This window comes from Coprococcus ammoniilyticus, from assembly GCF_025567345.1.
Classification (GTDB): Bacteria; Bacillota; Clostridia; order Lachnospirales; family Lachnospiraceae; genus Coprococcus; species Coprococcus ammoniilyticus.
In genome coordinates, this window is sequence record NZ_JAOQJS010000001.1 from 489,440 (window position 1) to 502,241 (window position 12,802).

Genomic DNA, 12,802 nt, shown 5'->3' on the forward strand with positions numbered 1-12,802 from the left:
TCCATTTGCCCCTGTCTTATATAGTAGAAGGCAGGAAAATATAATATTTCTCTTGCATCTGTAAATATTTGTTGTAATAAAAAAATGAAAAGGAGAAGAAAAATGATGAAAAACAAGAGTTTATGGAAAGGGTTAATTGTAATGCTGGCAGCAGCATTCGTAATGTTAGTGATGCCAGTGCAGAAGGCATTTGCAGCAGGAACAACAGAGGGACCAAAACTGAAATGGGGCAGTTCGTATAGTGGCAGTACAGAGACCAGTAAATGTTATAAATATGCATTTTCTTTGAAACAATCCGGAAATGTCACCTTTGTATTTCAGGTATCGGATGCTGGATATGCATTTACCAGTATGGGTAAAATAACAGTTTTGGACGAAACAGGAAAAGAAGTATACAAGATTTATAATGTGGGAGATTGTAGTTTATCGCTGGATTTGCTGGCAGGTAATTATACATTAAGAATAGGCATGGAAGGTGGTATGGATGGTTGTAATTTTACATTTACACCATCATTTAAGCCATCTAAGGAAACGAAGTCCGAGCATGCAATGGCAAAGAATAATGAGATGGGAACAGCAACCTCTTATAAGATTGGTAAATCTGTAAAAGGACAGTTAGCGTTGAATGATGATATAGATATTTATAAGATGAGAGTAACAAAAAGTCAGTATCTGAATCTGACGGTATCTAGTAAGCTCCGTGAACTGAACATTAATTTGGTAAACACAAGTGGCAGTCGGAATGTTAGTATATCAGATATTGAAGCGGGACTTCATAAATACAGAGTATTTTTACCAAAGGGTACATATTATGTCAAGTTCAGAGGTGGTGTAAATTACGCAACGGACTATCATTATACAGGTAAGTATTCCTTTAGAACTTCTGTAACTGCAATACCAAAGCCAACTATTACTAAAACAAAACCGGATAATAAGTATAAGACGATGTATATACGGTGTAAGAAAAATTCATTGGCAAATGGCTATCAGTTCCAGATTGCAAGAGACAAAAAGTTTAAAAAGGGCAAAAAGACAAAGCAGGATGAATATACAGGAATGTATATGGTTGATTTGAAAAAAGGAACATATTATGTTCGTGTTCGTTCTTATGTGAAAATTGATAATTATGGTAGTACTCCGGATGAATATTATTATTCTTCTTGGAGTAAGGTTAAGACTGTTAAGATTAAATAATAATAAATACAACCCTACATAAATAAGTACAAAAACTGACATATGGATCATCATATTTTCGGAAGAAAAGATACCTGATCCGTATGTCAGTTTTTTGTTGCCTTTATTTTCTTCATCTTGCTATCCCCTGTGAACTACGTTACAATGAAATCTGGAGAGATTGTACTGAATATGCATAAGAAAGGCTATTCTTTGGATCAGATTGTCGAGATAACAAATCTGGATGTTAGTGCAGTAAAGGCTATAATAGGCTAAACAGAAAAAACGGATCTGACATATTTCTATTAAAAGTATACAAAAATGAAAAAACAGGCGTGTGGGAGGCTACAAATGATTTGCAAAACATGTGGGAATGATCTGCAGGGAAATGAATATAACTGTCCGTTCTGTGGGGCGGCAGTTGATTATACAGAGGCGGTGGAGCAGGCAAAAGCCGGAAGGGAAGAAGGCTTTTCCTATCTGTATGAGATGACATATCGGAATAAGCTGTATATTGCGATGAAATACATGAAGAATGAGGATGAAGCGATGGATGTTCTGCATGATTCCTATGTGAAAGCATTTGAACGGCTTTCCGGTCTTCAGGATGCAAATTCATTTCCTGGATGGCTCAGTACCATTGTTGCAAATACCGCAAGGAATACATTGCGAGACCGCCATACAGTGAATTTTTCGGATATGCAGAGAGAAGATCAGGATGGGGAGGCATTTGAATATTCGATCGCAGATGAGAACATGACAGCCCAGCCGGAGATGGCATGTACAACGAAAGAAACGCAGGAAATGGTACAGGAACTGATCGGTTCATTGTCGGATGAGCAGAGAATGTGTGTGCTGATGTTCCATATTGAAGGATACAGCATAAAAGATATTGCGACAGTTCTTGGATGTTCAGAGAATACAGTAAAGTCCAGACTGAATTATGGACGTAAGAATATCAAGGCAAAGGCAGAGGAGCTTCAGAAGAAGGGCTACAAGCTGTACAGCTACACACCTATGGCACTTCTTACCTATCTGCTCATGGCAGAACGAGGAACTATGCTGGTAGCAGGAACCTTCGACAAGCTGGCAGGTGTTGGAAGTGTAGTCGGTGCCGGACTGATCCATGGTGGAGCAGCAGGTGCGTTATCTGCCGCCGGAAGTGCCGGAGCGACCGGGGCTGCAGGATCAGCAGTCGGAACAGGTGCAGCGGCAGGAGGAAAGACTGCGGCAGCCACAGCGGCAAAACAGACCTTTTTAAAGACAGTAGCCGGTAAGATCACGATGGCGGCAGCCGGGGTAGCAGTAGCAGGTGGAGCAGCCGGAGTAGCAATCTATAATCACAATAAGAATACCTGGCAGGATGCATATACCGAAATAATAAAAGAATACGAACAGGAAATTAAGAAGTATAACTGGCAGACTTCACAAGTGAGGGAGAATGAACCGACGTTGGTAGGAGAATCCAGAGCGATTACTGTTGCTGATATTATGGGAGATGATACTCCGGAACTGATCTTTGCGGCACGGGATGAATCAGATCCGAATAAAGCGGATCTTCATATATATACATATATAGATAATGAAGCAGTACAGGTTTATAGTGGAGAACTTGATACAAGGTCAGATGAGAACCGGGACAAATGGGGAGCAGAAGGAACACCATATGTATTAGTTTGCACTAGAGAAGCTTCAGAAAATGGATGCCGGATGTACATACTATGCAGTGATGGACAGAGTGATGATACGGAGATTGGGGTCGTAGATAAGATTGTAGAATTCGATGTGGCTTCATCTAGTGGAGATTATCTGCAGCCGATTGTCTGGACCTGTCATGCAGAACAAGTGGGGGATGAAGAAACAGCACTGCTTGCAGAACGGGACGGTATATCTGTGGCATGGGAAGAATATCAGACAAAACGCGACGAAATATATCAAGAAGTGGATAGTGAGGTTCTGAAGAACATGGCGGCGACAGCTCCTAATGGCATATATGATCAGTTGGCAAATATTAACAGGGATTCGTCAGGAAATATAATGGCAGCTCGAAATTTAGGAGGAGCAAGTGACGGATGTGAAATGTCCTATGCAAATGCATTGAAATATTTAAAAAAGAATAAATAAAAAATTATTAGAATGCCTTCGGCTGTTTTTTAAGAATCAGTCGAAGACATTTTTACTTTATAAAGGAAAAACTCTCCGACTGAAAACGCCGAATCTCTCCGATTATATTTCCGGAATCTCTCCGATTGAAAACTACGAAACTCTCCGATTATACTTCCCAAAACTCTCCGATTGGTATATAATCCGTATTAGAGGTGATAATAAAAATATGATAAAAGATGCTTATAAAACAAGAATAATTGATAATAGAATTGAACAATTTTTGGAGAGCTTTGGAGCTGTATGTATAGAAGGACCAAAGTGGTGTGGTAAAACATGGACTTCTTCTTACCATAGCAATAGTGAAATTTATATGGGAGATCCTGCAGGTAATTTTCAAAATAGAACGCTGGCACAAATGTCGCCGGATTTGGTATTGAATGGTGATAAGCCAAGATTAATTGATGAATGGCAGGAAGTTCCTCCATTGTGGGATGCAGTTAGATATAAGGTTGATCAAACAGGAGAAAAGGGACAGTTTATATTAACAGGTTCGGCAACTCCTAATCATAAGGGAATCATGCATAGTGGTGCAGGAAGAATTGCAAGAATAAAGATGCATCCAATGTCACTTTATGAATCTGGTGACTCGTCCGGCGAAATTTCATTAAAAGAGTTATGCAATGATAATATAATTCCGGTTATGACCGGTGAAGTTAATCTGCAAAACTTAATTGAGTATATTATTCGTGGAGGATGGCCCGGTAATATAGATATACCTGTTGAACAGGCAGCACTTTTGCCAATTCAATATATTGATGCCATAATTGACGATGATGTATATAGAATGGATGGAATAAAACGTAATAAGGAGAAAATGAAACTGTTACTTCGGTCTTTGGCGAGAAACGAAGCAACTACAGTTACCAATACTTCACTTGCAAAAGATGTGAAAGAAATGGACGATACTGATCTTGATAAAGATACTATTGCTGATTATTTGGATATATTCAAACGACTTTTTATTATAGATAATCAAATGCCATTTTCAACAAATATCCGATCATCTGTTAGAATAAAGCAAGCGGAGAAACGGCATTTTTGTGATCCTTCTCTTGCTTGCGCTTTGCTGAATGCGACACCGGAGATGTTGATCAATGACCTGCAAACACTTGGATTTTTATTCGAGTCTCTTTGTGAACGGGATTTGAAAATATATGCAGAATCGTTTGGTGCCTCGTTATATCATTATCAGGATTATGATAATAAAGAAATTGATGCAGTTGTTGAACTTAGTAATGGTGAATGGTGTGCATTTGAAATTAAATTAGGTGCAAATCAGATTGATGACGCTGCGAAGAGTTTATTAGATATAAACAAAAAGATTGGAAATGATCCCAAAGGAAAGCCTGCAAAAATATTGTGTGTTATTTGTGGTTTGTCTAATGCAGCATATAAACGACCGGATGGCGTATATGTTGTGCCGATTACAGCATTAAAAAATTAATTTTAAAAAAATTCAAAAAATATAAAACTTTTTTGCAACCTCTGTGTCATATAGGTGAAACGATACAGAGGTTGCATTTTTTATGGATGAATTTCCGGATGAAATGCTCCTCAGATAAAGAAAAGGAGAATAAAAAAATGAAGAAAATGAAAAGAATCGAAATCGCACAGTACATCGCATTGGGAGCAACCTGTTTAACCGTTTTAGGATTTGTCCTTTCCGGTATTTTTGGTGGCAGGATCCCGATGTCTATGATGGGGTATGGAGTTATGGCAGGCATTGTTTCCTACTTCTTCGGAGGGTTTGGAACTGCGGTGAGAATGGCAGGCAAGATAGCAAAATGGGGCTGGCTCATCGTACCATTTCCATATGACATCGTTACAGGTATGGTATCCTTCTTCATCTCGATCATGGTCTTTATCGGATTGCCGATCATCCCGATCCGTAAGGCATACAAAGAGCAGATGATGGATGTTGAAGTAGTTGAGTAAAAAGAATGTAGAAAGAGAGGACAGATTATTATGAGTAGAAAAATGAAACAGATCATGTTAGCAGTAATTTTAATGGTGATGATGTGTGCAGTAAGTCCTGCACGAAAGGTATCCGCAGAGGTGTTAAACAGTCCACAGCAGATCGTATGGGGACAGAGTTACAGTGGCGAGCTGGAGGATGCACAGAATACATATGAGTATACATTTACGATGAAGAAATCCGGTACATTTTCTCTTGCGATTGCGACGGAGGAAATTGGAAAGACCCACACCGGGCTTAATTATATAAAAGTCAGCGATATGTATGATAATGAGATCTATACAGCATCAGTCAGTGAAGGAAATGGCAGCTATAAGGCAGAATTATTAGCAGGTGATTATAAATTATCACTGTGTGCAGGTTTTTATACCGGCTGCAAGTTTACATTTACCGCATCATACAAGGCATCCGGCGAGACACGTTCCGAGGCATGGCTGTCACAGAACGATGAGAAAACGATGGCATTTACCTATAAGGCAGGTACGACCTATAAAGGACAGTTTGCATTTAACGAGACAACAGATATCTATAAGATGAAGATGACAAAGAACCAGTACATGAACATTCAGATCAACAGCAAGATCAAGGAAATGAATGTTGTGATCGAGAATACGAATGGTGACATTCACTATATTCAGACGGGTGTTACACCGGGAACCAGAAAATACACATTTTTCCTGCCAAAGGGAACCTACTACATCACGATGACCAAAGGCTGGCCATATAGTGTTGATCCAAATTATGCCGGAATGTATACATTTAAGACGACATTTACAGATGTTCCGAAGACCACTGTAAGCAAGGTAAAGAATCTTTCATCCGGAAAATTAAAAGTAACATGGAAGTGCAAGAGCAAGGCGACCGGATATCAGATCCAGATCGCAACGGATAAGAAATTCAAGAAAAATAAGAAGGTATATGATGCACCATTTAAGAATTACAATAACTGTACATTCTGGGATCTGAAAAAAGGCAAGACTTATTATGTCCGTGTCCGTTCTTATGTAAAGGCAGGTTTCCGCGAGAAGAAATGTTATTCTGCATGGGGCAAATATAAGACTGTAAAGATAAAGAAATAGAATATAATGTTATCCTGATTTTGTGGTATGCTATAATAAAGAAAAAAATATCCAAAAACTTAAAACTTTTTACCCACCTGATCTGTCCAATAAACAGGAGGTGAGATATATGGATGTGTGGAAGGCAGTGCGCGCGTTTGTTGCATTGTTAAGAAAAGAACGAAAGGAGCTGCCGGACGATCCGGAACGCAAGAAAGAATTATTTGATCGAATCGAGCATGACAGGCAGTCCAGATAAATAAAGGTATAAAGATAATATATAAATTACAGAAATAAGATAAAAAGCAGGAGGAGCAGGATAACATGAAGTGCAGAACATGTGGAAATGATTTACAGGGGAATGAATACAACTGTCCGTTTTGCGGAAGCTGTGTGGATTATACACAGGCAGTGGAACAGGCAAAGGCAGGGCGTGAAGAAGGATTTACGTTCTTATATGAGAATACATATCGGAATAAACTCTACATTGCAATGAAGTATATGAAGAATGAGCAGGATGCAATGGATGTCCTTCAGGATGCATATATAAAGGCATTTGCCAGATTAGATAGTTTGCAGGATGCAAATGTATTTCCGGGATGGATGAGTACGATCGTGGCAAATACTGCGATCAATGCACTTCAGAAGAAAAAGGCAATCTTGTTTTCTGATCTGCAGAATGAAAATGATGAAGGGGATGTCTTTGAGTATACTCTGGAAGATGAAAACATGAGCACACAGCCGGAGATGGCATGTACCGTGCAGGAGACACAGGATATGGTGCGGGAGCTGATCGATTCCCTGTCGAATGAACAGAGAATCTGTGTGCTTATGTTCCATCTGGAGGGTTACAGTATCAAGGATATTGCCACAGTATTGAACTGTTCCGAGAACACCGTAAAGTCCAGACTGAATTATGGACGTAAGAATATCAAGGCAAAGGCAGAGGAGCTTCAGAAGAAAGGCTACAAGCTTTACAGCTACACACCGATGTGTCTTCTTGTATATCTGCTTATGGCAGAACGTGGAAATATGATCGTTACGCATGTATTTGAGCAGATGGCAGGCATTGGTGGAAATGTTGCAGCCGGCATCATTCATGGTGGTGCTATGCAGATGGCAGGCAATGTTACAGGCGGGGCTGCACAGGTAGCAGGAGGAGCTGCACAGGCAGGAGCCACAGGACAGGCAGCAGGAGGAGTCACTCAGGCAGGAGCCACAGGATCAGCAACAGGAGGGGTCACTCAGGCAGGAGCTGCAGGATCGACTGCTGGTGCAGTAGAAGGCGGAAAGGCTATCGCAGCTACAGTTGGAAAGCAGGCATTTATAAAAACGGTAACAGGCAAGATCGTGATCGCAGCCGCTTCCGTTGCCCTGGTAGGAGGTGCGGTCGGAGCAGGATTTGCATATAAGCACTCACAGGATAAGAAGAAAGATCAGAATGCAACAACAGAAGTCACTTCGGAAGCAAGTGATGATACTGTTACAACAGAGGTGACAACAAAGGCAGAGGTAACCACTGAAGTTACAACGGAAGAACCAACAGAGGTAACGACAGAGGCAGCCATTGATGAAAGTCTTTATAAAGCAGCATACAAAGAGGTACTTGAATCCTATAAGACACAGATCGACAATTATTACTGGCAGTATGAATATGATTATTCCACAAAGACTGCAAAAGAGGAACAGACACCGATCGTATTTGCCGATGTTACAGGTGATGGTGTGCCGGAGATGATCTTGGTAAGATCGGAACAGAACGAAGCTTCAATTGCGCAGATGGATATATATAGCTTTGACGGAACAAATGCAAAAAGAATCTTTGGAACGGATATGGAAGAATATGGTGGCTGGGATATAAATGCCGCTTCCGGAACCAGTTATTACCTGTTTACGACTAAGAAGGGAACCTTATATGCATATAGTGGAATCGGAGATGAGGGATATACGGATCAGTATATCAAATTTGCATTAGATGATTCCGGTATGCTTCAGAAAGCAACAACCTGGGCAAGAAAAGAAGGACCAAATGAGGATTATTCGGCAACGGTTGTTTCATGTACCAAGAATGGATCTGAGATATCAGAGGATAAGTATGATACGCAGGTAAAGAAATTACAGAAGAATTTTGATACCTTGTTAATGTATAATGGCCAGGGCAAGGATAAAGCCAAGGAGGTTCTTGGTACGCTGGATGATACCGCCATGACCTATGATGAAGCTATGGAATATCTGGGAAAGATCACACAGAAAAAAACGGACAAAACGGCATCTGACAAAAAGCAGGAGAAATCTGCCGATAAGAAAGAAGTCTCTGCCGGAAATGCAGGAGAGGTAGCAATGACATTGCCGGAGGATCTGCCGGAAAAATTTATTCTGACGAGTGGAGTAGGCGCATGGGGAGCCAGTATGGATATCAAGCCGGACGGAACCTTTACGGCATCTTATTATGATAGCAATTATGAGGGCAGATCAACGTCCAGCGGTTCCGGATCATTTAAGAATATTAAACAGGTTGATAAATATACTTACACAATGGAGCTGGACACTTTAAAGTATGATGATGAGATCGGTAAAGTGGTTGCAAATGATAACGGATACAAAACCACATTTACAGAACTTTACGGAATTGCGGGTGGAACGACATTTACAGTGTATCTTCCGGGTGCACCGACAGCAGATATGCCGGAAGGGATGCAGCGTTGGTTAGGTTTCCATTATTACAGTGTGCCTATACCGGAGGCACTTGACTGCTATGCAATCTATAATGTGGACACAGAATACGGATATTTTAATACAGGGTTACAGTAAATAGTAAGATGTTTTGGATACGATGAAACGCACTTTACGTTTTCTTATCCTCAAAAATGTCGTATTAGGTGTTGGTAAAAAGTGACACCTTTCCGGTTGAGAGTTGCGAATAACCCCCTATATCTTGAAAAAATAGATTATTTATAGTATAATGTCAAATGAGTAACTGTAACAAAAAGGAACGGAGAATACGAAGGAGCGTTACAGATGAGAATAAGCTACAACAAACTTCAAAAACTTATGATTGATAATCAAATGAAAAGACAAGATTTAATGCGTGCTGCGGAGATTTCATCGTCTGTTGCAACAAAATTAAATAAGAATGAAACAGTATCCCTTGATGTGCTTATGAGAATTTGCAAAGTATTTCATTGTGATATTGGCGATGTATGTGAAGTCATATTAGACGAATGATATGAGGAGGTCTGAAGATGGCGGCAAGTGGTAAGAAAAATATGTTTAACGAAGCTACTCGTGTTCAAATGCCAGCAATGGTTCATTTGACACGCCTTGGTTATACCTATTTCGGGAAAATAACTGAAGATATGGCAGGCACAGTATATGATCCTGATACCAATATCTTAATTAACGTTTTCAAGGAGCAGTTCGCACGGCTTAATCCTACCTACGCAGGAGAAGCGGAACAGACATTGAAAACTATTAGGCAGGAATTAGATAATGATGATATAGGACGCAGTTTTTACGAGCGTTTATCGTCTGTTTCGCCTGTTAGATTGGTGGATTTTGAAAATCCAAAGAATAATACATATCATTTTACCGCCGAGTTCACTTGTAAGCGTGACCAAGATGAATTTAGACCTGATATTACATTGTTTGTAAATGGACTTCCACTTGTATTTGTTGAAGTAAAAAAGCCGAATAATCACGGCGGTATGGTTGCAGAAAGCAAGAGAATGAACCAAAAGAGATTTCCTAATAAAAAATTTAGGAGATTTTTGAATATTACACAGTTGATGATTTTCTCTAATAATATGGAATATGACACTATGGGTGGTATTGTTCCGGTTCAGGGGGCATTCTATTGTACGACGGCAAAACAGTCTGCACCGTTCAACTGTTTCAGAGAAGAAAATCCTACAAATTTGGATATTGCACCTTATAATGCAGATTTCCCATATAAGGATATTGACCCGATTGTTGAAAAGAAGATATTGACTGACTTTAATTGTCAGGTTATTCATACTTCTCCGGAATATCAAACAAATTTAGATACCTATACACCGACCAATCGAGTACTGACATCTATGTGCAGTCCTGAAAGATTGTTATTTATATTAAAATATGGAATTGCCTATGTTCGTTTTCATAAAGAAATAAATGGCAAGATAGAGTTTATTGAGCAGAAACATATAATGCGTTATCAACAGATGTTTGCTGCATTAACAGTAAGAAGTAAGATTGATGAAGGTGTTAATTCAGGTGTTATATGGCATACTCAAGGTAGTGGAAAAACAGCCCTTTCTTATTACCTGACTTATGTTCTTTCTGACTATTTTAGCAAGCAAAATAAGGTTGCAAAGTTTTATTTCATTGTTGACCGTCTTGATTTGCTGAAACAGGCTTCAGAAGAATTTGAAGCTCGTGGATTGGTTGTAAAAACAGCAAGTTCCCGTGCTGAACTTATGGAACAGTTCCGTAACAATCAGGCACAAGAGGGAAATACGGGAAAACCAGAAATTACAGTTGTAAATATACAGCGTTTTGCTGAAGATAGGTCAAAAGTTGACCTTCCTGCGTATGCAACGAATTTGCAGAGAGTATTTATTATTGATGAAGCACATAGAGGATATAAACCAGAAGGCTCATTCTTGGCTAATCTTCTTGATGCGGATAAAAATGCGATTAAGATTGCGTTGACAGGAACACCGCTTTTGAAAGAAGAAAGAGAATCTTGGAGAGTTTTTGGTAATTATATTCATACATACTATTATGACAAATCAATTTTAGATGGATATACGCTGAAAATTATCCGTGAGGATATAGAAACGCAGTATAAGGAGCGACTTTCTGAAATTTATGAAAAACTTGAAACCTTGGTAGAAAAGAAAGATGTAAAGAAAAGTCAGATTGTTGAACACGATAACTATGTCAAAGAGTTGCTTAGATATATTATTTCTGACCTAAAGAGATTTAGACAAATTCAGGGAGATAATACGCTCGGCAGTATGGTCATTTGTGAAACAAGTGAGCAGGCAAGGAAGCTGTTTGCATATTTTGATGAAATTCAAACGGAACTTAATAAAGACGTTTCTATGAAAAGTCATTTGCGAGCTGGACTTATACTTCACGATAGTGATGACAAAGATACAAGAGATAAGATTATTGATGACTTCAAAAATAATATGACAGTTGATATTCTTATCGTTTTCAATATGCTTCTTACCGGATTTGATGCACCAAGATTGAAACGCCTGTATTTTGGTCGAAAATTGAAAGACCATAATTTGTTGCAGGCAATTACAAGAGTCAACAGACCATATAAAGAAAACCATTATGGTTATGTCATTGATTTTGCAAATATAAAAAGGAATTTTGAGGAAACAAATGAAGCATACCTCAAAGAGCTGAACCGTTTTAATGACCCGAATGAAGTTGGTGCTGGAAATGAAACAGATACATTCAAACAGGTTATTGAAGACCCGGCAGAACTCATTAAACAAATGCAGGAAGTGCAGCAGGTTCTTTTTAACTACACCACAGATAATGCAGAAGAATTTAGTTCTGAAATATCCACGATTGAGGATAAGCAGGAATTGCTTAAACTTAAAAAAATTCTTATTGCTGCTCGTGATTGTTGTAATTTGGTAAGAACCTTTGGCGATGATGAGTTAAAGGAAACATTTGCAAAAATGGAATTAACAAAATTGCCATCATTGATTTCAGAGGTGCAACATCATATTGATAGCATAAATCAGAAGGAACTTTTTGCAAGTGATGATACCACGAAATTGCTTGTCAATGAAGCAATGGAGGATATTACATTTAATTTCAGCAAAATTAGTGAAGAAGAATTAAAAATTGTCGGTGGTAAAGACGCAGTAACAGAAAAGTATAAAAAGACTGTTCGTGCTTTTACACAGAATATCGACCCTGATGACCCTGAGTTTATTACTTTGCAGGAAGCATTTTTGCTTCGCTTCAAGCAACACGGCTTTGAACCTAAGAGTGTATCTGAGATTGAGGAGCAAGGAAAAGAACTGGAAGATATTCTAAAAAAGCTTGATGAATTGCAGAAGAAAAACACGGTTCTGCTGAGGAAATATAATGGCGATGCGAAATTCGCAAGGGTTCATAAAAGAATCAGGGAAGAAAATCTTGCTCGAAAAGCAGCAAATAAACAGCCGATTGTTTCAGAGTATGATATGTCTATTATGAATGTTTTGCTTTCTATTAAGTCTGATATTGACCAGAAAGTGTATGACAGAAATGATATATTGAAGAAAGACGCATATTTTGAGAGAACGGTTATGACACAAATAAAAGCAGGCATTGATAAGTTGGGAGTAGCGAGTGCTCGTGAGGATAGAGTATTTATACAGAGCAGGATTACAAAACAGTATCTTGATCAGTACAACCAGACTTATTCAGTGGCATAAAG

At 39.0% G+C, this 12,802-nt stretch carries 9 protein-coding genes; all 9 read left to right on the forward strand.

Annotation, left to right across the window (positions count from 1 at the left end; genetic code table 11):
• Window positions 1-105: 105 nt before the first annotated feature.
• The 9 genes from OCV60_RS02075 (at window position 106) to OCV60_RS02115 (ending at window position 12,800) form a co-directional block, all read left to right on the forward strand.
• Window positions 106-1,194, forward strand: coding sequence for a hypothetical protein (locus OCV60_RS02075; protein ID WP_262529165.1), 1,089 nt, complete (start codon window positions 106-108; stop codon window positions 1,192-1,194).
• Between the two features lie 330 nt (window positions 1,195-1,524).
• Window positions 1,525-3,297 carry an RNA polymerase sigma factor gene (locus tag OCV60_RS02080; protein ID WP_262529166.1) on the forward strand — a complete coding sequence of 591 codons (1,773 nt, stop codon included), beginning with the start codon at window positions 1,525-1,527 and terminating at the stop codon, window positions 3,295-3,297.
• Window positions 3,298-3,505: 208 nt separating this feature from the next.
• Complete coding sequence (locus OCV60_RS02085) at window positions 3,506-4,783, forward strand: ATP-binding protein (protein ID WP_262529167.1); 1,278 nt, start codon at window positions 3,506-3,508, stop codon at window positions 4,781-4,783.
• Window positions 4,784-4,920: 137 nt separating this feature from the next.
• Window positions 4,921-5,274, forward strand: a complete 354-nt coding sequence (locus OCV60_RS02090; protein ID WP_117808056.1) for a hypothetical protein — start codon at window positions 4,921-4,923, stop codon at window positions 5,272-5,274.
• A 30-nt stretch (window positions 5,275-5,304) separates the two neighbouring features.
• The gene (locus OCV60_RS02095) at window positions 5,305-6,393 is read left to right on the forward strand and encodes a fibronectin type III domain-containing protein (protein WP_262529169.1); all 1,089 of its coding nucleotides are present in this window, start codon (window positions 5,305-5,307) and stop codon (window positions 6,391-6,393) included.
• Between the two features lie 109 nt (window positions 6,394-6,502).
• Window positions 6,503-6,631 (forward strand): hypothetical protein, encoded by a 129-nt coding sequence (locus OCV60_RS02100; RefSeq protein ID WP_021944656.1) that lies wholly within the window; start codon window positions 6,503-6,505, stop codon window positions 6,629-6,631.
• A gap of 65 nt (window positions 6,632-6,696) precedes the next feature.
• The gene (locus tag OCV60_RS02105; protein WP_262529170.1) at window positions 6,697-9,183 is read left to right on the forward strand and encodes an RNA polymerase sigma factor; all 2,487 of its coding nucleotides are present in this window, start codon (window positions 6,697-6,699) and stop codon (window positions 9,181-9,183) included.
• Window positions 9,184-9,390: 207 nt separating this feature from the next.
• Complete coding sequence (locus OCV60_RS02110; protein WP_008789334.1) at window positions 9,391-9,597, forward strand: helix-turn-helix domain-containing protein; 207 nt, start codon at window positions 9,391-9,393, stop codon at window positions 9,595-9,597.
• A 17-nt stretch (window positions 9,598-9,614) separates the two neighbouring features.
• Window positions 9,615-12,800 carry a type I restriction endonuclease subunit R gene (locus OCV60_RS02115; RefSeq protein WP_262529173.1) on the forward strand — a complete coding sequence of 1,062 codons (3,186 nt, stop codon included), beginning with the start codon at window positions 9,615-9,617 and terminating at the stop codon, window positions 12,798-12,800.
• Window positions 12,801-12,802: the final 2 nt, after the last annotated feature.